Source organism: Mesorhizobium sp. P160219 (genome assembly GCF_057786095.1).
This window is the reverse complement of sequence record NZ_JBYNWG010000001.1, coordinates 3,268,840-3,291,449: the sequence shown is the minus strand read 5'-3', so window position 1 is coordinate 3,291,449 and position 22,610 is coordinate 3,268,840. Positions and strand designations below refer to the sequence as shown.

22 protein-coding genes are annotated in these 22,610 nt (G+C 63.9%); 14 read left to right on the top strand and 8 right to left on the bottom strand.

Annotated elements, in window-relative coordinates; genetic code table 11:
• Positions 1-2 precede the first annotated feature (2 nt).
• The 5 genes from AC3EMP_RS15905 to AC3EMP_RS15885 form a co-directional block, all read right to left on the bottom strand.
• A complete protein-coding gene (locus AC3EMP_RS15905) occupies positions 3-647 on the bottom strand; it encodes an alpha/beta hydrolase family protein (protein WP_352710211.1) in 645 nt (214 codons plus the stop codon).
• Positions 648-668: 21 nt separating this feature from the next.
• Complete coding sequence (locus AC3EMP_RS15900) at positions 669-1,796, bottom strand: tetratricopeptide repeat protein (protein WP_023821232.1); 1,128 nt, start codon at positions 1,794-1,796, stop codon at positions 669-671.
• Positions 1,793-2,698 carry a non-homologous end joining protein Ku gene (gene ku, locus AC3EMP_RS15895; RefSeq protein ID WP_023685883.1) on the bottom strand — a complete coding sequence of 302 codons (906 nt, stop codon included), beginning with the start codon at positions 2,696-2,698 and terminating at the stop codon, positions 1,793-1,795. Before ku ends, AC3EMP_RS15900 begins: the two co-directional genes overlap by 4 nt.
• Before the next feature lie 448 nt (positions 2,699-3,146).
• Complete coding sequence (gene ligD / locus AC3EMP_RS15890; RefSeq protein WP_023824464.1) at positions 3,147-5,639, bottom strand: DNA ligase D; 2,493 nt, start codon at positions 5,637-5,639, stop codon at positions 3,147-3,149.
• A 117-nt stretch (positions 5,640-5,756) separates the two neighbouring features.
• Positions 5,757-5,981, bottom strand: coding sequence for a hypothetical protein (locus tag AC3EMP_RS15885; RefSeq protein ID WP_023673483.1), 225 nt, complete (start codon positions 5,979-5,981; stop codon positions 5,757-5,759).
• A 45-nt stretch (positions 5,982-6,026) separates the two neighbouring features.
• On the opposite strand from AC3EMP_RS15885, the gene AC3EMP_RS15880 reads away from it, so the two are divergent.
• The 6 genes from AC3EMP_RS15880 to AC3EMP_RS15855 all read left to right on the top strand — a co-directional run bounded on the left by AC3EMP_RS15880 (position 6,027) and on the right by AC3EMP_RS15855 (position 12,067).
• Positions 6,027-6,383, top strand: a complete 357-nt coding sequence (locus tag AC3EMP_RS15880) for a hypothetical protein (RefSeq protein WP_156033644.1) — start codon at positions 6,027-6,029, stop codon at positions 6,381-6,383.
• Complete coding sequence (locus tag AC3EMP_RS15875; RefSeq protein WP_023742427.1) at positions 6,380-7,387, top strand: aldo/keto reductase; 1,008 nt, start codon at positions 6,380-6,382, stop codon at positions 7,385-7,387. The genes AC3EMP_RS15880 and AC3EMP_RS15875 overlap by 4 nt, the downstream gene beginning before the upstream one ends.
• A gap of 407 nt (positions 7,388-7,794) precedes the next feature.
• Positions 7,795-8,742, top strand: a complete 948-nt coding sequence (locus AC3EMP_RS15870; protein WP_023673481.1) for a substrate-binding domain-containing protein — start codon at positions 7,795-7,797, stop codon at positions 8,740-8,742.
• Positions 8,743-8,913: 171 nt separating this feature from the next.
• A complete protein-coding gene (locus AC3EMP_RS15865) occupies positions 8,914-10,545 on the top strand; it encodes a sugar ABC transporter ATP-binding protein (protein WP_488494635.1) in 1,632 nt (543 codons plus the stop codon).
• A complete protein-coding gene (locus AC3EMP_RS15860; protein WP_023727059.1) occupies positions 10,542-11,558 on the top strand; it encodes an ABC transporter permease in 1,017 nt (338 codons plus the stop codon). Before AC3EMP_RS15865 ends, AC3EMP_RS15860 begins: the two co-directional genes overlap by 4 nt.
• Before the next feature lie 11 nt (positions 11,559-11,569).
• The gene (locus tag AC3EMP_RS15855) at positions 11,570-12,067 is read left to right on the top strand and encodes a GNAT family N-acetyltransferase (protein ID WP_352842630.1); all 498 of its coding nucleotides are present in this window, start codon (positions 11,570-11,572) and stop codon (positions 12,065-12,067) included.
• A gap of 66 nt (positions 12,068-12,133) precedes the next feature.
• Here the strand turns inward: AC3EMP_RS15855 and AC3EMP_RS15850 are convergent, their stop codons facing one another.
• A complete protein-coding gene (locus AC3EMP_RS15850) occupies positions 12,134-12,367 on the bottom strand; it encodes a hypothetical protein (protein WP_081731260.1) in 234 nt (77 codons plus the stop codon).
• 145 nt (positions 12,368-12,512) lie between these two features.
• Positions 12,513-13,142 (bottom strand): glutathione S-transferase family protein, encoded by a 630-nt coding sequence (locus AC3EMP_RS15845; protein WP_023703088.1) that lies wholly within the window; start codon positions 13,140-13,142, stop codon positions 12,513-12,515.
• A 209-nt stretch (positions 13,143-13,351) separates the two neighbouring features.
• Between AC3EMP_RS15845 and AC3EMP_RS15840 the strand changes: the two genes are divergently transcribed.
• The 7 genes from AC3EMP_RS15840 to AC3EMP_RS15810 all read left to right on the top strand — a co-directional run bounded on the left by AC3EMP_RS15840 (position 13,352) and on the right by AC3EMP_RS15810 (position 20,843).
• Complete coding sequence (locus tag AC3EMP_RS15840) at positions 13,352-14,335, top strand: tagatose kinase (RefSeq protein WP_031246361.1); 984 nt, start codon at positions 13,352-13,354, stop codon at positions 14,333-14,335.
• On the top strand, positions 14,332-15,609 hold the full coding sequence (locus AC3EMP_RS15835; protein WP_023742422.1) for a D-tagatose-bisphosphate aldolase, class II, non-catalytic subunit: 1,278 nt from the start codon (positions 14,332-14,334) through the stop codon (positions 15,607-15,609). The genes AC3EMP_RS15840 and AC3EMP_RS15835 overlap by 4 nt, the downstream gene beginning before the upstream one ends.
• A gap of 53 nt (positions 15,610-15,662) precedes the next feature.
• Positions 15,663-16,253, top strand: a complete 591-nt coding sequence (locus AC3EMP_RS15830; RefSeq protein ID WP_023742421.1) for a DUF922 domain-containing Zn-dependent protease — start codon at positions 15,663-15,665, stop codon at positions 16,251-16,253.
• A 194-nt stretch (positions 16,254-16,447) separates the two neighbouring features.
• A complete protein-coding gene (locus AC3EMP_RS15825; protein ID WP_023742420.1) occupies positions 16,448-17,533 on the top strand; it encodes an ABC transporter ATP-binding protein in 1,086 nt (361 codons plus the stop codon).
• Between the two features lie 39 nt (positions 17,534-17,572).
• Positions 17,573-18,898 (top strand): ABC transporter substrate-binding protein, encoded by a 1,326-nt coding sequence (locus AC3EMP_RS15820; protein ID WP_023693796.1) that lies wholly within the window; start codon positions 17,573-17,575, stop codon positions 18,896-18,898.
• A gap of 141 nt (positions 18,899-19,039) precedes the next feature.
• Entirely contained in the window at positions 19,040-19,939 is a 900-nt protein-coding gene (locus tag AC3EMP_RS15815) for a carbohydrate ABC transporter permease (protein ID WP_488494731.1), read from the top strand.
• A gap of 1 nt (position 19,940) precedes the next feature.
• Positions 19,941-20,843, top strand: coding sequence for a carbohydrate ABC transporter permease (locus AC3EMP_RS15810; RefSeq protein ID WP_023673469.1), 903 nt, complete (start codon positions 19,941-19,943; stop codon positions 20,841-20,843).
• Between the two features lie 31 nt (positions 20,844-20,874).
• Here the strand turns inward: AC3EMP_RS15810 and AC3EMP_RS15805 are convergent, their stop codons facing one another.
• Positions 20,875-21,579, bottom strand: coding sequence for an SDR family oxidoreductase (locus AC3EMP_RS15805; protein ID WP_023673468.1), 705 nt, complete (start codon positions 21,577-21,579; stop codon positions 20,875-20,877).
• Between the two features lie 131 nt (positions 21,580-21,710).
• Here AC3EMP_RS15805 and gcvA point away from each other — a divergent pair, with 131 nt between their 5' ends.
• Positions 21,711-22,610 (top strand): transcriptional regulator GcvA, encoded by a 900-nt coding sequence (gene gcvA / locus AC3EMP_RS15800; RefSeq protein ID WP_023742418.1) that lies wholly within the window; start codon positions 21,711-21,713, stop codon positions 22,608-22,610.

Here is a 22,610-nt window from a genome sequence, read left to right as displayed (position 1 = left end):
GATCAGGAAACGATCCGCCCTGTCCACGCCTTCACCGTCCCGGCCAGCGTCTTCAAATGATCGGCGGTCGAAAACCCCGACACGCTCTTGCGCGGCTTCAGGTCGTGGTCGCCATCCTCCAGCCAGATCACCTCGATGGCTTTGGAAAGGCCGTAGGTCGCGACCTCTTCTTTCGTGCCGAACTCGTCGCGGGTGCCCTGGAAGATCAGCGTCGGCGTCTTGAGGTCGGCGAGATGTTTTGTCCTGAGTTGCTCGGGCTTGGCCGGCGGATGAAAGGGATAGCCGAGGCAGATGAGGCCCGAAATCTCGCCCTTGGCGAACATCTCGTCGGCGACCATCGAGGCGACGCGCCCGCCCATCGACTTGCCGCCGATGATGAGCGGACCAGCGACGCCCCTCGCCCTCAGATCGGCGATGGCCTTGATGTATTCCGGGTTGACCGTTTCGGCGCGCGGTGGCGGCTTGCGCTGGCCATAGCGGCGGGCCGCCATATAGTGAAATTCGAAGCGCGCGACCTGGAAGCCGGCGGTGGCCAGCGCCTTGGCGGTGGCGGTCATCGAAGGCGAATCCATCGACGCGCCGGCGCCGTGGGCTAGCAAGATGGTGACCGCGGCGGTTTCGTTACCGTCGAAGAGGAAGGCGGTCATGGGGTGCGCTGCCATTGCGCCTCACCCCGCCGTCCGCGCCAGCTGCAGATCGACGAACTGTATCCCCTTTTGCGCAGTGCGCGCCCATTCGCTGTCAGCATCGAGTTCGAGATAGCGCACCCAGTGGCGGCGGGCTTCGGTCAGATTGCCGGCGTCGAACTCCAGCCGGGCAAGGTTGAACACCGGATCGGCGTAGCTCTTGTCGAGCGCGATGGCCTTGACCAGATGCCGGCGCGCCGAGGCGATCTTGCCTTCGTCGCTCATCAGCCCGGCGAGGTTGAACCAGGCCTCGACGAACGCCGGATCGAGCTTGATCGCTCTTGCATAGTCATGCGCCGCGTCGGCCACGCGACCGGCGCCACGCAAGCAATTGGCGCGGTTGAACGCGGCGATGGCGTCGCTCGGATCGATGCTGAGGCAGCGTTGGTAGAGCGCCGCGGCATCGTCGTGCCGGCCCTCCTGTTCCGCGCTTTCAGCCTCGGCGAACAATTCTTCCAGCGTGTCGTCGCCGGCGGCGCTTGCGCTGCCGAGATCGAACAGCAGCTGGCCGTCGAGTTCGCTCTGGCCATCCTCGAGATAGATCTGATCGGGCCGGCCATGCTGCGAGCCGACATTGAGCGATTTGGCGGTGAGCGAAGCGACCGGACCGGAGCGATGCACGGAGCGCGCGATCGCGCCCCAGGATGCACCGCCGGCGACCAGCCCGGCATATTTGCGGGCAAGGATCAGATCGCGGAACGAGTAGGGTTCACAATCGTGCTCGAAGGCGTCGAACAGGCTGAGCAGGTCGAGGTCGGCACCGGACAGTCTGGACTGGTCGACGAGAGACTGCCTGGACAGCGAAGACGCCTCCGGCGCCTTCATCAGACCAAGCAGGCGCAGGAAGCCATTTTCGCTAAGGAGTGTTCGGCCAGCGGAGCCCTCGGCTGCAACCCGGCGCTCGATCTCGGCATCGCCGCCCTTCGCCGTGCCGGCCTTGGCGATCAGCGTTCGGCCGAACACAACATGGCTGGTGCGCCTGGTGACGCCGCGCCGCAACTGGCCGTGCTGACGCTCCACCTCACGGGCCGCGAGCCGCAGCGGAAATGCCGCCAGCGCGCCGATGGCGCCGAAAACGGCGCCCGGGATTATACCGGTCGGCGCCGTCACCCCTTGCTCTTGCCGACGGCCTTGAGCAGATTGGCCTTCAACGGGTTTTCCTTGGCCGCACCCGCCTTACCCTTGGCGGCAGGTTTTTCAGCGTCGTCGGCCTTGCTCTTCGACTTGGCCGGCGGCTTGGCTGATTGCGACAGGCTCGCCTTCAACGCGTCCATGAGGTTGATGACATTGCCACGCTCGGGCGCCGCCGCAATGATCGGCTTATGGCCCTTCAGTTTCTCGCGGATCATCGTCATCAGCGCGATCTCGTAGCGGTCCTCATAATTCTTCGGATCGAAGGTGGTTTCCTTCTGCTTGATCAGCGCTTCGGCCAATTGCAGCATTTCGGGATCCGGCTTGCCAGCCGGGATGTTGCCGAAATATTCAGCCGTGCCGCGCACTTCGTTCGGGTTCCTCAAGGTGCAGACGAACATGCCGTTCTCGCGCGCGCCGATCGTCACCACGCGCTCGCGGCTGGACAGGACAAGGCGGGCGATGGCCAGCTTGCCGGATTTGCGCATGGCCTCGCGCAGCACAGCGAAGGTTTCCTCTGCCATGGCGCCATCCGGCGCCATGTAGTACGGCGCATCCTGATAAATGACGTCGACCTCGTCTTCGTCGACGAAGGCCTCGATGTTCATCGTGTGATTGGATTCGATGCGCACTGCTTCGAGGTCCGCCTCATCGATGATGATGTACTGCTTGTCCTCGTATTCGTAACCCTTGACCAAGTCCGCGCGCTCGACGAGGCCGAGTTCAGGGTCGACCGGCTTCATGTTGATGCGGTTGTGGGTCTTCTTGTGCAATTGGTTGAACGATATGCGCTCGCTGGTCGTCGTTGCCGGATAGAGCCGGACCGGACAGCTGACGAGGCTGAGCTTGAGGTAACCTTTCCAACTTGCCCTGGGCGCCATGATACTCTCCTACGCGGCCACGCACTGACATTTCAGACTGAGCATGATCTTAACCGAAAATCGGTTCCCACGTTTCGGGATCATGCTTACTGCAGCGCTTCGTCCAAAGGACGAATGGTGCTGCGGAAATCCTACACCGGCCCCAAACATACCGGCAAATTCCTGACGAAACCTTCCAGGTGAGCTGGAGGGCACCGACGGAGGATAATTCAAATTGTCCGCATGGTCGATGGACTTGGGGAAGTAAGTCATGCCGGAGGGACAGCACCCCCCTCTGTCCTGCCGGACATCTCCCCCGCAAGTGGGGAGATTGGCAGCTTCAACCTTATCGCTCCTCTTGCAAGGTTTGCGATTGGCGAAAGCAGAGGCGACATCCGATCTCCCCCCTTGCGGGGGAGATGTCCGGCAGGACAGAGGGGGGTGTGCCGGATCGCCAACACCTCCCGATCTACTTCCCCGAAAACAACGGCAAATCTCTTGCGAAATCCTCCATGTCCGCCCACGGATCGCCCGACGTCGCCAACAGCCCCGGCAAGGACGAATAGTTCAGATCCTGCGGCGCATCGATCGTCTCAAGGTCTGCCCAACTCACCGGCGTCGACGCCGGCAGGTTGGTGCGGGCGCGCAGCGAATAAGGCGCCGCGGAGGTGTGGCCGCGCGCGTTGCGGTGATAGTCGATGAAGATGCGGCGCTTGCGGTTTTCCTTGCCCATTGTGGTGGTGAAAGTGTCGGGCGCGGTGGCCGCCAGGTGCGTGGAGATGGCGCTGGTCGCCTGGTGCAGCTTCTTCCAGTTCTGCTTTTGCGTCACCGGCACGGTTATGTGGATGCCGCTGCCGCCGGATGTCTTGGCGAACGGCACCAGGCCGAACCGCTCCAATTCGCCCTTGATGTGGACGGCGGCCTCGACCACCTCGCGCCAGGCGATGCCCTCACCCGGATCCAGATCGAAAACGATCTGGTCGGGCTTGTCGAGGCTCAAGCGATGCGTGCCCCAGGTGTGGAACTCAACGACGCCGAACTGCGCGAGTGCCAGATAGCCTTTTGCTCCCTCGACCGACAGATAGGATTTGGTTTCACCTTCGGAGTTGGTGGCGTCAAAAGTGACCACCGACGGCGGCATGCCGGTGAAGGCGTGGCGCTGGAAGAAACAGTCCTTCGGCAGGCCCGTCGGGCAGCGCACCAGCGACACCGGGCGGCCCATAATGTGCGGCAGCATGAAATCGCCGACCAGCGCGTAATAGACGGCGATGTCGAGTTTGGTCGGTCCGGTCTTGCCGAACAGCCGCCGCTCCGGATTGGTCACCCAGATGGTTGCGAGATCAGCTTCGGCGATCAGCCGCTTGCGCTTCGGCGACACCGGCGTCGACAGGCCGACATCGCGCAAGCCCCGAAACACACCGTGGCGCAGCGAATTGTCCGCCGTTCGGTTGGCGTAGTGGATGCGGGCCGACAGCATCGGCCGCACCCATTTCATCTCGCGCATGATCTCGCGCGGCACACCCTCGGGTGCTGTCGCGCCGTCGCGCAGCGGCTGCAGCCGGGCCAGCAAGTCGCCCGCCGTAGCGGCATCGAAGCCGGTGCCAACCTTGCCGCGATAGTGCAGTTCGCCATCCGCGAATTCAGCCATGCCGAGTGCCGCCAGTCCTTCGGCCGCGTCGGAAACGGTGTAGCCGGCGATGATGAAATCGCCGGTCTCCAGCGCCTTGACCTTGGTCCAGCTCTTCGTGCGGCCGCTCTGGTAGATGGCGTTGGCGCGCTTGGAGACGACGCCTTCCAGCCCAAGGATCGAGGCCTGATCGTACAGCCCCTGTCCGTCGCCTTCGACATGGTCGCTCAGCTGGATGGCGGAGTTGGCGCCCTGTCCGGCTAGCAGTTCGGCGAGCAGGGCCTTGCGCTTTGCGAGCGGCGCCTTGCGGAGGTCCCAGCCGTCGAGATGCAGCAGGTCGAAGGCATAGAAATGGAGCTTGCTGCCCGCACCCGCCGACAGCGCATCCTGGAGCAGCGCGAAACGCGAGATGCCCTTCTCGTCCAGCACCATGATCTCGCCGTCGATGATCGCCTGGCTGAGGGGCAGCCGGGCGAATGCCTGCGGCAGGTCGCCGTAACGCTTCGTCCAGTCGATGCCGCCGCGGGTGATCAGCCTGACCTCGCCATCGGCGATATGCGCCATGGTGCGGTAGCCGTCGAATTTTATTTCGTGCAGCCAGAGTTCACCTGTGTCTTCCACTGGCCCACCCGGTGGCTTCGGCACCTGCGTGGCGAGCTGCGGCTCGATGCGCGACGGCGGATCGCCCCTGGCCGCACCGGGCAGCGCGCCGGGTTTCAGCGCGCCGGGCTTGGGCGGCAGGCGGGCCGGCTTCTTCGGCGGCGCCACCAGCTCCTCGATCCGCTTGCCGGACTTCACGCTTTCCGGCCGCGCTTCCAGGATGTCGAGGCCGGTATCGGCGGCGAGATCGCGCTCCTTGAACAGCAGCCAGTTTTTCTTCTCGCTGTCTTCGCTGGGCTTGGGCTTCAGACGGGTCAGCATCCAGCCGCCATTCAACTTGTCGCCGGCCAGCCGGAACTTGAAGGCGCCGGTGCGCAGGCTCTTGTCGACATCGTCCATCGGTGCCCAGGTGCCGGTGTCCCAGACGATCATCGGCCCACCGCCATATTCGCCTTCGGGAATGACGCCCTCGAAGTCGATATATTCGAGCGGATGGTCCTCGGTCTCGACTGCAAGCCGCTTGTCGGCCGGGTTGAGCGAAGGCCCGCGCGGCACCGCCCAGCTTTTCAGCACGCCGCCGACCTGCAGGCGCAAATCGTAATGGTCGGCGGTGGCGTGATGCTTGTGGACGACGAAGCGGTTGCCGTCGCCTGAAATGAGCCCGCCAGCCGGTTCCGGCGTCTTCGTAAATTCGCGCTTGGCGCGATAGGCCTTGAGTTTTGGCGGGGTTGGCATGGGTCAGGCGGGAGCGGCGGCGGCGGACGAACCTTCCCTGCGCCGCGTTCCTGCACAGTGCTGTCCCGCCAACATTTCAGATTTCCCAGCGTGGTGCGAAGAATGTGGAGATCACGCTCAATCGTCTGAGGCGGGCGTCAGGTCTAGCTCGGCCGGGGACAGCCCTTGTTGGAGCTGGCTCAGCCGGAACTCGTCGACCCAGTAGGCCTCGCCGTCGACCAGCACGCGGGCCGAGTAGACGCCGCCGGAAAAGCTTTGCGCGGTGACGTAGACCTTGTGGCGGTCGAGCGCCTTGCGCACCGCGGCGCGCTTGGAATTCTGGCTGGTGACGGAACTGGCCATGGCTCACTCATACACAAGACCGCAAGACATGGCGGCGGCATAAGGATGCTGGAGATCGGCCGCTCTGTCAATTTTGACCGCCTGCTTCTGGCAGCGCTACGATCCGGCGGCAGCAAAAAACCGCTGCGCCTCGGCAGCGGACTTTGCAATGGCGACGACAATATTCGGTTAGTGGTCCGAAGGAATTATGAGCGCGGTGACGCGCGAGAGCTGCTGACGCCGGTTCAGCGTCGGCTTCTCGTAGATCTTCTTCATTGGTATCCCATGGCCCCCAATGGCCGCCGGCAAAGGCGCTTGCGGCTGGGTTTTGTCAAGGGAAGCGCTGTTCTTCCGCCGAACAGCTATGGAAACTGGAGGAGCGGCCGCTATAGTTTTCCTCAGCCCCAAGGAGAACGGCAATGACCCTCAGCACCCGCAAACTCGGCAGCCAGGGGCTGCAGGTCTCGGTGATCGGCCTCGGCTGCATGGGCATGAGCCAGTCCTATGGCCCTGCCGACGAGGCGGAATCGATCGCTACCCTGCACCGAGCCATCGAACTCGGCTGTACCTTCCTCGACACGGCGGAAGTCTACGGCGCCTATGCCAATGAAGAACTGCTCGGGCGGGCGCTGAAGGGCCGGCGCGATGAGGTGACCCTTGCCACCAAATTCGGCTTCCGCATCGAAAACGGCAGACAGGTCGGCACGGAGCGTGACAGCCGGCCCGACCATATCCGCGAGGCGCTGGAGGGCTCGCTGAAGCGGCTCGGCACCGACCATATCGACCTTTACTACCAGCATCGCGTCGATCCGGCGGTGCCGATGGAAGACGTCGCCGGCACGGTCGGCCGGCTGGTTGCCGATGGCAAGGTGCGCTTCTTCGGCCTGTCGGAAGCGGGCGCGGCGAATATCGGCCGTGCGCATGCCGTGCACCCTGTCTCGGCGCTGCAGAGCGAGTATTCGCTTTGGGAGCGCAATCTGGAGCCGGAGATCATCCCGCTGCTCAAAAAGCTCGGCATCGGCCTGGTGCCGTTCGCGCCGCTCGGCCGCGGTTTCCTCGCCGGCGACGTCAAACGCGCCGAGGATTATCCGGAAGGCGATTTCCGCCGCGGCGACCCCCGCTATCAGGGCGCCAACTACGACGCCAATGTCGCGGCTGCGGCTGCGGTGCAGGAGGTGGCCGCGGCCAAAGGGGCAAAGCCCGCACAGATCGCGCTGGCCTGGGTGCTCGGCAAGGGCGACGGTTTCGGCATTGACATCGTGCCGATCCCGGGGACAAAGCGGCGCAAGTATCTCGAAGAAAATGTTGCTGCGGCCGCGATCACGCTCGACGCGGCCGAGATAGCTGCGCTCGACGCAGCCCTTGCGCCGGGCAAGGTCTCAGGGCCGCGCTACAATGAGCGGGTGATGACAACGATCGACAGGTAGAGGCGTCTAAGCTGCCAATCTCCCCCCTCGTGGGGGAGATGCCTGGCAAGGCAGAGGGGGGCGCGAAGGATCGCCCGCATCAAGTATTCTGCGTAGAGGTTAGCTCAAAGATGTAAGTGAAATTGGCCAATGTCGGCGGGACAGCGCCCCCCTCTGTCCTGCCGGACATCTCCCCCACAAGGGGGGAGATTAGCAGTTTCAGCCCCTCGCCTCACCTTGCGTAATCGATTTTCCTTGGCTAGCATCCTCGGGTCGGCGCCGTGCGGAGGAGAACGTTGCGGCGGACCGGCTGGAGCGCCTCGCGTCCCCTCGGGGCGGTCACAGGACACTCCATTTTTGAATTGACGCAAGGACCGTCCCGAGCCGCTCCCGGTTTCGGGCTCCTGCGTTCATGTGGAGGATATCTGATGAACAGACGCGAATTCCTGTTGTCGACCGTGGCGACCGGCGCCATGGCGCTGGCCGCGCCCATGGCCTTTGCCGCCGACAAATTGACCATATTGGGCTCGGTGCCCAATCTCGGCTTTCCGTTCTTTGTGCACATGCTGAACGAGATCAAGGCGGAGGCGCAGGCGCAAGGCGTCAATCTGACCGAGAGCGACGGCCAGAACTCGGCGCCGAAGCAGACCGCCGACATCGAGGCCGCACTTGTGCAGAAGGTCAACGCCATCGTGATTTCGCCGCTTGACGTCAACGCGCTGGCGCCGGCGATCGAGGAAGCGGTCAAGGCCGGCGTTCCGGTGGTGACGATCGACCGCCGCGTCGACGGCGTCGAGGGCATTCTCGCCCATGTCGGCGCCGACAACGTCAAGGGTGGCGAAGCCGAGGCGCAGGCCATGGTGGCGGCGTTCCCGAACGGCGCCAAGCTGTTCCATTTGCAGGGCCAGCCGGGTGCCGGGCCCGCGATCGACCGCAACAAAGGCGTCCACAATGTGCTCGATCCGCTCAAGGACAAGTACCAGATCATCTTCGAGCAGACCGCTAATTTCGCCCGCGCCGAAGCGCTGTCGGTGACCGAGGCCGGGCTTGCCGCCAACGGCAAGCCGGACGCCATCATCTGCGCCAATGACGACATGGCGCTCGGCGCGCTCGAAGCCTGTGCCGCGCGCAACTTCACCGACGTCAAGATCTACGGCTTCGACGCGCTGCCGGAAGCGCTGGTCGCCGTGCGCGACGGCAAGCTCGCCGGCACGGTCGAGCAGTTCCCCGGCGAACAGTCGCGCAAGGCGGTGCAGATCGCGGTCGCCTTCGCCAGGGACAAGACCGAGCCGAAGGAGAAGCTGGTGCTGTTGACGCCGATCGTCATCGGCAAGGACAATCTCGACAAGGCGGAGAGGTTGAACGAGACGAAGTGAAAGTAGGGCCCATGACGGGTGGAGGTCGCGCTCTGTCGCGCCCCCCTCTGTCCTGCCGGACATCGCCCTCACTTGGGGGGAGATTGGCCGTCACGTCTGCTTTCGCCAATCGCCAACGTTATAGAAATAGTGCTGCCGGCAAAACTGCTGATCTCCCCCCGTGTGGGGGAGATGTCCGGCAGGACAGAGGGGGGCGCTGTCCCGCTGCCTATCGCAATCCGGGAGCAATGCTTGTCCGCCGTTGAACCCACCGCATCATCGCCCCCGCTCCTTTCCGTCGAAGGCGTGACCAAGCATTTTTCCGGCGTCACCGCGCTCATCGACGTTTCGCTCGAGGTGCGGCCCAGTGAGATCCTTGGCCTGCTCGGCGAGAACGGCGCCGGCAAGTCGACGCTGTTGAAAATCCTGTCCGGCGTGATGCCGCCGTCAAGCGGCCGCATCGTCTTCGACGGCGCCGACTACGCGCCGTCCAGTCCGCAGGATGCGAAGCGGCATGGCATCGTCACCATCTATCAGGAACTGAGCCTGATCCCGACGCTGACGGTTGCGGAAAACATTTTCATCGGCCGCGCGCCGCTCGGGCCGCTCGGGCTGGTCAGCTGGCGCAGGATGGAGGACGCCTCGCGCGCGATCATCGCCCGCGTCGGTCTCGACATCGATCCGGCGACGCCGGTGTCCTCGCTGTCGGTAGCCGAACAGCAGCTGGTCGAAATCGCCCGCGCTCTGTCGCTGGAAAGCCGCCTGATCATCATGGACGAGCCGACCTCGGCGCTGACCGAGACCGAGGTGCAGAAACTGATGTCGATCATGGACAGGCTGCGCAAGGACGGTGTCGCCATCATGTTCGTCACCCACCGGCTGGAAGAAGCGTCCGCCATTTGCGACCGCATGACCGTGCTGCGGGACGGCAGGCTGGCCGGTCATCTCGACCGCGACGGCCGGCCCATCCAGATTCCGAAGATCATCGAGAAGATGGTCGGCCGCGCCGCCTCCGAACTCTACGCGCGGCCGACGCAGCGCGACGTCGCCGGCGAGGTCCGGCTCTCGGTGCGAGGCTTGCGAACGGTGCGCGATCCGCTGGCGCCGCACGCCATCGTGCTCGAAGGCGTCGACCTCGATGTGAAGGCCGGCGAAATCCTCGGCGTTGCCGGTCTCGTCGGTTCCGGCCGCACCGAGCTTGCCCGCGCCATTTTCGGCGCCGACCGCATCGCGGCGGGTAATATCACGCTGGACGGCAAGCCGATCGCCCCGGCCTCCCCCGCCGACGCCATCAAACTCGGCATCGGGCTGGTGCCGGAAGACCGCAAGCACCAGGCGATTTTTGCAGCACTTGGCATTCTCAACAATTTCTCGATCGCCTCGCTCGGCCGCTACAGCAATGGGGCCGGCTTCATGGCCGAACGGCGCGAGCGCGAGGCGCTGGCCGGCTATCGCAAGGCACTGTCGATCCGCATGGCTTCGCCCGAGCAGGCGATCGAGGGGCTGTCCGGCGGCAACCAGCAAAAGGTGATCCTGGCCCGCTGGCTGGCGCGCGACCCGAAAGTACTTATCGTCGACGAGCCGACGCGCGGCGTCGATGTCGGCGCCAAGGCCGAAGTGCACCAGATCCTGGTGCAGCTTGCCGCACGCGGCATCGCCATCATGATGATCTCGTCGGAGCTGCCGGAGGTGCTGGCAGTGTCGGATCGCATCGTTACGATGCGGCGCGGCCGTATCACTGGCGAAATGCCGGGCATCGAAGCGACCGAGGAAAAACTGATGGAACTGATGGCGCTCGACCGCAAGCAGGACGCAACGCAATGACCAGCACCACCGAACAGACCCGGCGCAGCGGCATCAACATCGCGCGGCTTCTGATGAGTTTTGGGCCGCTGATGTTCCTGGCGGTGTTGATCGTCATCTTCACCGTGCTGAAGCCGAGCTTCATCGATCCAATCAACCTGTTCAACATTTTGAGGCAGATCTCGATCACCGGGCTGATCGCGCTTGGCATGACTTTCGTCATCCTCACTGCCGGCATCGACCTGTCGGTCGGCTCACTGCTCGCCTTCTGCGGCATGGTGGCCGCGGTGGTGGCCAAGGGCGGCACCGCCAACACGCTGTCGCTGTCGACCACGGGCACGCAAGGCTATGGCTGGTTCGCCGCCTTGCTTGCCGCCGTCATCGTCGGGGCGCTGGCCGGCGGCGTCCAGGGCTTTGCCATCACCCGGCTGAAAGTACCGCCCTTCGTCGTCACGCTGGGTGGGCTCACCGTGTTTCGCGGCCTGACGCTGACCATCTCCAATGGCGGACCGATCTCCGGTTTCGACGCCTCGATGCGCTGGTTCGGCACCGGGCTCATCGGACCGGTGCCGGTGCCGGCGATCATCTTCGCGGCGGCGGCCATCCTGTGCCACATCGTGCTGCGCTATACGCGCTATGGCCGCGCCGTCTATGCCGTCGGCGGCAATGCCGAGGCCGCACGCCTGTCGGGCCTGCGCGTCGACCGCATTCTGATCTCGGTCTATGTCATCGTCGGCTTCTTCGCCGGGCTGGCCGCCTTCGTTTTGTCAGCACGGCTCAACTCCTCCGAAGCCGTGGCCGGCATCGGCTACGAGCTTACGGTGATTTCGGCCGTGGTCATCGGCGGCACCTCGCTATTCGGCGGCATCGGCTCAGTCGGCGGCACGGTGGTGGGCGCAGCACTGATCGGCGTGCTGCAGAACGGGCTGCAGTTCAACAATGTCTCGTCCTACACACAAAGCATCGTCATCGGCCTGATCCTGATCCTCGCCGTGGCCTTCGATCGTTGGCTGAAGTCGCGGGTGAGGCGGTGAGGATTTAGGCCATGGTTCAGATCAGGGCGATGACCGAGAAAGATATAGCGGCGGTGTCGCGGCTGTTGGGGGAATCCTGGCGGCGCACCTATTCGGCAATTATGGGGCCAGAGACCACTGCGCGGCTCTCGGACGACAAGCATGCGCCCGAGCGGCTGGCCGAGGAACTTGCGGACGACAACAAGATGTCGTTCGTGGCCGAACGGCCGGACGGTTCGATCGCCGGCTACGCGATGGCGGCGATGGACGATCGTGGCGATGTCCTGCTCGACCGGCTGCACATCGAAAAGACAGAGTTTGGCAGCGGGCTCGCCACCGACCTGCTGCACGCGGTGCTTGTCGCGCATGCCGGCATCCCCAGCATTGCGCTGGAAGTGATCGAGGGCAACGACCGGGCGATCGCCTTCTATCGCAAGCACGGTTTCGAAGTGGTCGAGCGCCACACGGCCGCGCACGGCGTTGGCGGCCACGCCTCGCTGATCATGCGCCGGCTGCTGTCGAGGGCGTAAGGGAAGGGAATAGGCCGTAGGGAATAGGGAATAAGGTGGCGCAGACCGATACCCTACGCCTACGGCCTACTGCGACGCCGCTTGCCGGCCGTCCTCGTCGTCCGGCATATCGAGAATTTCGATCAGCCGCGCCACCTTCGTTCCCGGCAAGGGGCGACCCTCGTTGACCAGCGCCTCGTCGGCACCGAGCCAAGCGAACGCCTCGCGCAGTTCTTCAAGGGTGGCGCCGGTCAGCGCGATGTCGGCTATGACCGCCTCGTCTACCGGCCCCAACACCGAAATGATGTCGTTGCGTGTCATGGTCACCTCCATGCTAAGTGCCGGCCGGTCGTCGAGATGACGCCGAGACCCGGCCATCCAGCCAACGGATTGCGAGAAAAAACCGCCGACAAAGCAGAATCTGGGTCTTCTTTTCGACTAAGCAAGGTGAACGCGCCTTTTGCCTTCAAGCAGCCGAATGCCGATCGATGCTGTAGAGATGCACGGGATAGCCGGGACCGATGGCGTCGCGTACCCGGCCCGTCCAGGCACGAACCGCCGGATAAGCCGCCAGCGCAAAGCCGCAATCTTCGGCACGGTGGCCGTAGGCATAGACAGCAATGTCGGCGATGGTGAGCATGTCGCCGACAAGGAAGGGCGTGTCGTTCAGGCTGCGCTCCAGCGCTGCCAGCGTGCGGGCGCCGGCTTCGCGCTTGGCCGGAAGCGTCGCCTGGTTGCGCTCCAGCCTTCCGGCCAGCGTCCAGAAGCGCAGGGAGCCGATGACCGGCTCGACATGGTACTGTTCGAAGAACAGCCATTGCATAACTTTCGCGCTGACATAGCGATCCGCCGGCAGCAAGGGCGTGCCTTCGGCGAGATAAATGAGGATCGCATTCGATTCGGCGATCGCACGGCCATCCTCGAGTTCGAGCACAGGAACGGCGCCGGCCGGGTTGAGCTTCAGGAAGGCGTCGGTGTGGCTCTCGCCCTCGAAAATCGACACCAGGCGGCTTTCATAGGGGATGTTGAGCAGGCCGAGCACGACCCTCGCCTTCCAACCGTTTTGCGACGGCAGATAATCATGAAGCGTGAGCATGGCTGTCCTTTCACTGCGGTCGACGCCTGATTTGCACGGTGCCACGATCCCAGCCACCCGAATCCTGCAATGTGTACGCGCAGAATAAATAAACTATACGCATGTAAGGTTTTATTGACTTCGCCCTATGTGCGATTTACCCGATAAACATTTGTGCCGAACAACTGCGCGAGCAAGCAATCAGTCTGTGACAAGGAGGAATCGCAAGCATGAGCCTTTCGCGCCGCAGCGAAATCGCCGCCGAGGCCGTGGGGCCAACAATTGCCGCCGGCGAAATCCTGGTCGAGATCATGGCGACGGAACGGGGTTTCGGCTTCCTCGAGCCGCAAACGCTCGTCGGGCCATTCCCCAGCGGTGCGCCGGCGATCTTCATCGATCAGGTTGCGCGGCTGGGGGGCGGCGCCGGCATTATCGGCTGCGTCGGCCGCGACGATTTCGGCACGCTCAACCTGGACAGGCTGAAGCGCGACGGTGTGGACGTCTCCGCCGTCGATATCAGCGACCGCTTCCCGACGGGATGCGCCTTCGTGCGCTATCGGCCCAATGGTATCAGGGACTTCGTCTACAACATCGCCGAATCCGCCGCCGGGCAGATCCACCTGACCACTGCTGCGCGCCTGCTGGCGGACAGAGCCGGCCATCTGCATATCATGGGATCGACGCTGTCGGTGGCAGGGCTGAAGGAGATTGTGACCTACGCAGTGAGGGCGGTGCGTGCCCGCGGCGGCTCAACCTCGTTCGACCCGAATGTGCGCAAGGAGCTGATCGGCGCCGACGGTGCGCTGTTTTCCGCACTCATCGACGATGCCGACCTGCTGCTGCCGTCCGGCGACGAATTGCTCGCTACGGCGGGCGTCGATGACGAGCATCAGGCGGTGGCGGCGCTGTTTGCCAGAGGCGTCGGCGAGATCGTGCTGAAGCGCGGTGCTGACGGCTCTTCCTGGTTCGGCGCCGACGGCGCCAGGATCGACTGCGCCGGTTTTCAGGTCGAGGAAGTCGACCCGACGGGCGCCGGCGATTGTTTCGGCGCCACTTACCTGACCTGCCGGCGCCAGGGGATGGAGCCCGGCAAGGCGCTGCTTTATGCCAATGCCGCCGGCGCCCGCAACGTCACCCGGCGCGGCCCGATGGAGGGCACCGCCGGCTTCGATGCGCTTGACCAATTCATCAAGGGAACAGCGAGACGGACATGAGTGCCAACCCGCTTGCAGGCCTCGCCAGCGCGCGCAAAAACGGCCCGCCCTACGGCATCACCTCGATCTGCTCGGCTCATCCGCTGGTGATCCAGACAGCAATACGGCGCGCCGTTGCCGACAGGGATAAAAGCCTGCTGATCGAGGCAACCTGCAATCAGGTCAACCAGTTCGGCGGCTATACCGGAATGACCCCGGCGCTGTTCGTCGCCTTCGTGCTGGAGATCGCCTGTCGCGAGGGGCTGGAAGCCTCGCGCATCATCTTCGGCGGCGACCATCTGGGACCGAACCCGTGGCGCGCAGAGCCGGCGGCGCAGGCGATGGACAAGGCCGAGGCCATGGTCGGCGCCTATATCGCGGCCGGCTTCACCAAGATTCATCTCGACGCATCGATGGGCTGCGCCGGCGAGCCGGCGGCGCTTGACGACGAGACCATCGCCACCCGGGCGGCGCGACTGGCAAAGGCGGCCGAAACGGCCGCGCACGCCGCAGGCAGCACCTTGCCGGTCTACATCATCGGCACCGAAGTCCCCGCCCCCGGCGGCGTCCACCACGCGATCAGCGAGTTGAAGCCGACCGAGGCGGAGGCGGCGCGGCGCACGATCGAGGTTCACCGGGAGATCTTTGCCCGTGAGGGGCTGACGGAGGCCTTCGGCCGCGTCATCGCCGTGGTGGTGCAGCCGGGCGTGGAATTCGGCAGCCAGAACGTCGTCGCCTACGCGCCCGAGAAATCCAAGGGCCTGACCGGCTTGCTCGATGAGCAGCCGTCGCTCGTCTACGAGGCGCATTCGACCGACTACCAGAGCCGTGCGGCTTTGACCGCGCTGGTCGCAAACGGCTTTCCCATCCTCAAGGTCGGCCCCGGCCTGACCTTCGCCTTGCGCGAGGCGCTTTACGGGCTCGACCTGATAGCATCCGAAATGATCACGGATTATGGCGACCGGTCGCTCGCCCGGACCATGGAAGGCGCGATGCTGGCAGCACCCGGCCATTGGCACAGCCACTATCACGGCAACGAAGCAGAGCTCTATGTGCAGCGGCATTACAGCTACAGCGACCGCATCCGCTATTATTGGAGCAACCCCACCGCTGTCGCGGCCGTCGAGCGCCTGCGCAAGGCGCTGGACGGGGTCGCCATTCCCGAAACGCTGATGCGGCAATTCCTGCCGGCGCTGCCGGCCGAACTCGGGTCGGCGGGCAATCCCGAGGCTATCCTTCTCGAAGCTGTCGATCAGGTGCTGGCCGACTATGACGCGGCCTGCCGTGGGACCTGAGTGCATTTGCGCCGGGTTGATCTTTGCCTCAGCCCAGTGTCTCTGACGTTTCCATGAAACCAGCCATGTTCTTTCTCCTGTTCGCGGCCTCTCTGCTGGCGTCGCCGGCACGCGCCGACTGGAAGCCGGTCGAAAAGGTCGAGACCTACGCCATCGCAGGGCGGACCGGCCCGGAACTCTATGCCGCGATCGGTGAAGCCGGCCCCTTGCTCGGCAAGGGCCGGGTCATCGCGCACACCAATTTCAAGCTGACCTGGACCAGGGACTACAGGCCGAAAGGCGACGCCTGCGAGCTGGTGTCGGCGCGGCCGAAACTGATCATCACCTATACCTTGCCGAAGCCGGCCGAACCGTTGCCGGCTTCCGTCCAGAAGAACTGGACGGTGTTCATCGCCGGGCTCGCCGCCCACGAGAGAGTGCATGGCGCAGCCATCGCCGAGATGGTGCGCAAGATCGAGGCGGTGAGCGTCGGCCTGACCGTTACTGATGACCCCGGCTGCAGCAAGATCAGAACCGAGCTGACGAGGCAACTCGCCCAGATCTCGCTGGCTCAGCGGCAGGCGAGCCGCGACTTCGACCGGGTCGAATTCGGCCCCGGCGGAAACCTGCAGAAGCTGGTGCTGGCTTTTGTGAATGGGGGGTAGTTTGCCGGCGAACCGGTCATTGCGCCGGTGTTCCGAACGACAAGAGCACCGGCCGCATGGCCGCTTTACAGGCAGGCTTGGTAGCGCTACCGTCTGATCGTCACGCGACCTGTTGGGGGAATGGGAGACGGTCGCGAGGCGGGAGAGGAGCGGTTTCCTTCGGGGCGTCGCAAGAAGCATTCGGGAGGAGATCGATGGCGTCTGTCGCGATCGGCGATGTTTACAAATCGTTCGGGACCGTCGAGGTCCTGCATGGCGTCAGTGTGGATATCGACGACGGCGAATTCGTCACGCTGGTCGGCCCGTCGGGTTGCGGAAAATCGACCCTTCTCAGGATGATCGCCGGCCTGGAAAAAATTTCTCGGGGCGAGATCGCGATCGGGGATCGGGTCGTCAACAACGTTGCGCCGAAAGAGCGCGACGTTGCCATGGTGTTCCAGAACTACGCGCTCTACCCGCACATGACGGTCGCCGAGAACATGGCGTTCTCGCTCATGCTCAAAGGTGTTTCGAAGGCCGATTGCGCTACCAGCATTCAGCGCGCCGCCGAAATCCTCGGGCTGGTGCCATTGCTGACGCGATATCCGCGCCAGCTTTCCGGCGGCCAGCGCCAGCGCGTCGCCATGGGCCGGGCGATAGTGCGCGATCCACAGGTTTTCCTGTTCGACGAACCGCTCTCCAATCTCGACGCCAAGCTCAGGGTGCAGATGCGCGCCGAGATCAAGGAACTGCACCAGCGGCTCAAGACGACCACAGTCTATGTCACCCACGACCAGATCGAGGCCATGACCATGGCCGACAAGATCGTCGTCATGCATGACGGCATCGTCGAACAGATCGGACCGCCGCTGGAGCTCTACGACAGGCCAAACAATCTCTTCGTCGCCAGTTTCATCGGCTCGCCCGCCATGAACCTGATCAAGGGCGAGATCGTCACCGACGGATCTCCGTCCTTTCGCGGCGCCGGGGGAATTTCCGTGCCGCTGGCCGGCGCGCCGGCCGTTGGCAACGGTCATCCGGTGGTGCTGGGAATACGGCCCGAGCATTTGCGGCTATCGTCAGACCAAGGCATTCCAGTCACCGTCGCGGTGGTCGAGCCGACCGGGTCGGAAGTGCAGATCATCGGCCGCACCGCCGGCGGCGACGAGATCGTCGCCAATTTCCGCGAACGCCATGCCTTCACACCGGGCGAATCCATACGGCTCTCTGCCGCGCCTGGCCTGATTCATCTCTTTGACGGCAAGACCGGAACACGATTTGAAACGCGTAAGGGATGGTAAGGACCGCATAGCAAGGAAGATAAACCGGAGGAGACGACCATGAAATTCACGAGACGCGATGTAATCCGCACGACCGCAGGTGCCGCGGCGGGAGCTCTGGGAAGCCGGTTCGTCGGCTCGCCGGCTTTTGCCCAGGAGGGCTTGAAATACAAGCCCGAGGAAGGCGCAAAGCTGCGGCTGCTGCGCTGGTCGCCCTTCGTCAAGGGCGATGAGGATCAATGGCTGGCCAACACCAAGCGCTTCACCGAGGCGACAGGTGTCGAGGTTCGTGTCGACAAGGAAAGCTGGGAGGACATTCGCCCCAAGGCAGCGGTCGCCGCCAATGTCGGTTCCGGCCCGGACCTGATGTTCGTCTGGTTCGACGACCCGCATCAATATCCCGACAAGCTGCATGACGTGACCGAGCTCGGCGAGTATCTGGGCTCGAAATATGGCGGCTGGCACGACGGACCAAAGCAATATGCGACGCGGGACGGCAAGTTCGTCGGCCTGCCGCTGGCCACCATCGGCAATGCCATCGTCTATCGCGAAAGCTGGGTGAAGGAGGCCGGCTTCTCGGAATTTCCGAAGGACACGGCAGGCTTCCTCGAGCTCTGCAAGGCGTTGCAGGCAAAGGGACATCCGGCCGGCTTCACGCACGGCCATGGCGTCGGGGACGGCAACAACTACGCGCACTGGCTGCTGTGGAGCCATGGCGGCCAGATGGTCGACGAGAGCGGCAAGGTGGCGATCAACAGCCCCGAGACGCTAAAGGCGATCGGTTACGCGCAGGAACTCTACAAGACCTTCATTCCCGGGACCGAAAGCTGGCTGGACGTCAATAATAACCGCGCCTTCCTGGCCGGCGAACTCGGCGTTATCGCCAACGGCATTTCCGCCTACAACACAGCCAAGATCAACAAGGACAACGATCCGAAGCTGGCTGAGATCGCCAAGGACATCCGCACCACCAACCTGCCGATCGGTCCCGTCGGGAAATCGGTCGAACTGTTCCAGGTGACCACGGCCGTCATCTTCAACTACACGCCCTACCCCAATGCGGCCAAGGCCTATCTGCAGTTCATGTTCGAGGATCCGCAAATGACCGACTGGATCACCTCCTCGGCGGGCTATTGCTGCCAGACGCTGAAGGCCTTCGACAACAATCCGGTGTGGACGGCCGACCCGAACAACGCCGCCTACGCAAAGGCCTCGGCGACGCTGCGTCCCAACGGCTATGCCGGGCCGCTCGGCTATGCCTCGGCGGCGACCATGGCCGACTATGTCCTGGTCGACATGTTTGCCAAGGCGGTGACCGGCCAGGCGACGCCGCAGGAGGCGATGGAGGAGGCGGAGAAGCGCGCCAACCGCTACTACCGCGTTTGATCACGGCACCGCCGGGCAGCGTCTAGTGCGCTGCCCGGCCCGTCGCACAATCCCATGGCGGCCGTTGACGCCGTGACCTGATTCCCCGATGAGGAGCCCTCCATGGCCGTGCCGTCCGTTGCCGCCCAGCCGCGTCCGTCGATGCTTTCGCGGATTCCCGAAAGCCGCAACGCGCTGGGCTTCGGCTTCATGCTGCCGGCGGCGGCGCTGCTGCTGGTCTTCCTGACCTATCCGCTCGGGCTGGGCGTCTGGCTCGGTTTCACCGATGCCCGGATCGGCCGCCCCGGCATATTCATCGGCGTCGAGAACTATCAGTACCTTTGGAATGACAACGTCTTCTGGCTCTCCGTCTTCAACACGCTGCTCTACACGGTCAGCGCCTCGATCCTGAAGTTCGTGCTCGGCCTGTGGCTGGCGCTCATCCTCAATGAAAACCTGCCGTTCAAATGGTTCTTCCGCGCGATAGTCCTGCTGCCCTGGGTGGTGCCCACCGTACTGTCAGCCATCGCCTTCTGGTGGATCTACGATTCGCAGTTCTCCATCCTGTCCTGGGCGCTGCAGCAAATGGGCCTGATCGACCACCGCATCAATTTCCTCGGCGATCCGGAGAATGCGCGCGCTTCGGTTATCGCCGCCAACGTCTGGCGCGGCATTCCTTTCGTCGCCATCACGCTGCTCGCCGGCCTGCAGACCATTCCGCAGTCGCTCTACGAGGCGGCCACGCTCGACGGCGCCAGTCGCTGGCAGTTGTTTCGTTATGTGACTCTGCCGCTGCTGACGCCGATCATCGCCATCACCATGACCTTCTCGGTGCTGTTCACTTTCACCGATTTCCAGCTGATCTACGTGCTGACCCGGGGCGGACCGGTGAATGCCACGCATCTGATGGCGACATTGTCTTTCCAGCGCGGCATTTCCGGCGGCCAGCTTGGCGAGGGCGCGGCCATCGCGGTGGCCATGATCCCGTTCCTGCTGGCGGCGATCCTGTTCAGCTATTTCGGCCTGCAACGCCGCAAATGGCAACAAGGCGGCGGAGACTGACATGGTCAAGACGGCCGCGACAAGGAAGGCGAAACGTGGGGATATCGACGAAGGCGGCATGGGCTACCTGCAGAGCCTGCCGCGCCGCGTGGTGACGGTCTATCTGCCGCTGCTGGTGTTCGTCTTCGTGCTGTTGTTTCCGTTTTACTGGATGACGATCACGGCGGTTAAGCCCAATCTCGAGATGACCGACTATGCGCAGTTCAATCCGTTCTGGGTGGTGCATCCGACATTGGAGCATATCCGCTATCTCCTGTTCGAGACCTCCTATCCGGGCTGGCTGCTCAACACGATCATCATCTCGACCGCCGCTACTTTCCTGTCGCTGCTGGCGTCGGTGTTCGCCGCCTATGCGATCGAGCGGCTGCGGTTTTCCGGGGCGCGGCAGGTCGGCCTCGGCATCTTCCTCGCCTATCTGGTGCCGCCCTCGATCCTGTTCATTCCGCTGTCGGTAATGGTGTTCAACCTCGGGCTCTACGACACGCCCTTCGCGCTCATCCTTACCTATCCAACCTTCCTGGTGCCGTTCTGCACGTGGCTGTTGATGGGTTACTTCCGCTCCATCCCGTTCGAACTGGAAGAATGCGCGCTGATAGACGGAGCGAGCCGGTGGCAGATCCTCACCAAAATCGTGCTGCCGCTCTCGGTGCCGGGCCTGATCTCCGCCGGCATATTCGCCTTCACCCTGTCATGGAACGAGTTCATCTACGCGCTGACATTCATCCAGTCCTCGGAAAACAAGACCGTGCCGGTGGGTGTGCTGACCGAGTTGGTGCGCTCCGACGTCTACGAATGGGGGGCGCTGATGGCGGGAGCGCTGATCGGCTCGCTTCCGGTGGTGGTGCTCTATTCGTTCTTCGTCGAGCACTATGTCTCGTCGATGACCGGCGCGGTGAAGGAGTGACGCGCCGGCTCACGCAAGGCGACCGGCGCGGTCAGATCGCGCCGATGATGCCGCCGTCGACGCGGATGTTCTGGCCGGTGATGTAGCCCGCACCTTCGGAAGCGAGGAAGGCGATGGTCGCGGCGATCTCCTCCGACGTGCCGTAGCGCTGCATCGGCACGCTGTCGCGGCGCTCCTCGGTGGCCGGCAGGCTGTCGATCCAGCCGGGCAGCACATTGTTCATGCGCACATTGTCGGCGGCGTAGGTGTTGGCGAAGATCTTGGTGTAGGCGGCAAGCCCGGCGCGGAACACGGCGGATGTCGGGAACATCGGGCTCGGCTCGACCACCCAGGCGGTCGAGATGTTGATGATGGCGCCAGCCCTCTGCTTGACCATCTGCGGCGCCACGATGCGCACCGGCCGGATGACGTTCATCAGATAGACGTCGAGACCGGTGTGCCACTGCTCGTCGGTGATTTCGAGGATCGGCGCGCGTGGCCCGTGGCCGCCGCTGTTGACCAGCACGTCGATGCGGCCGAAGCGCTCGAGCGTCAGATCGGCGAGCCGCTGCAGATCGTCATTCGACTGGTTGGAGCCGGTGACGCCGAGGCCGCCAAGCTCCTTGGCCAGAGCCTCGCCCTTACCGGAGGACGACAGGATCGCGACCTTGAACCCGTCCGCCGCCAGCCGCTTGGCCGCCGCCGCGCCCATACCGCTGCCACCCGCGACGACGACTGCTACTTTTTCTACACTCATCTCGATTTTCCTTCGCACGGGCTGGCGGGACTCTGAAGCACATGTTTCCGACCTTCGAGCAATGCTATAAACGGTTTTGCCATCTGGTTCGAACCAGAAAGCCTGAAATCAAGCTGTAGAAAAACTCCTGCATGCCTGAAGCCTTCCTGAGCCTGCCACCATTGAATGCGCTGCGTGCCTTCGAAGCCGCCGCGCGTCATCTCAACTTCCGCATCGCCGCCGAAGAGCTGAACGTGACGCAAGGGGCGGTGGCGCAGCATATACGCGGGCTGGAGGCCGATCTCGGCACAAAACTCTTCGACCGGCTGCCGCGCGGCCTGGCGCTGACCGATGAGGGCCGCGCCTATATGCCCAACATCCGCCGCGCCTTCGAGCTGATCTCGGAGGCCACCTTGCTGCTGCGGCCCGAACCGGCGCGGCTGACGATCAGCGTCACGCCGAGCTTTGCCACCAAATGGCTGATCCCCAAACTGCCGGAGTTCGTCGCGCACAACCCGCTGGTCGATTTGCGAATCCTGGCCAGCGAAAGCCTGTCGAGTTTTCAGGCCGATGGCGTCGACATTGCGGTCAGGCAAGGCCGCCTGCCCTCCGGCGCCGGCCTGATGGTGGATCTTTTGTTTCCACAGCAGATCATCGCCATCTGCAGCCCTGCCCTGCTGCCGACCGGCGCGAACGAGATCGCGGCGGCCGATATCCAGCATCACGTCCTGCTGCACGACGCGCACAATCTGTGGCCGGAATTCATGGAGAGAGTACTCGGCCTGAGGATGGCCACCGAGGCCAAACGCATGCGCTTCAACCAGACAGGCCTCGCGATCGACGCCGCCATTGCCGGCCAGGGCATCGCGCTGGCCAGCCGGTTTCTCGTATCCGCCGACATTGCCGCCGGCCGGCTGGTGCAGCCGATCAACGCGGAGATGCGTGGGACGCACGATTTCTATGTCGTGATGCCGCGCAAGCAACGGCACCCAGAACCGACGCAAGCCGTGCGGCGATGGCTGCTGGATGAGGGCGATGCGGCGCGGCTGTGA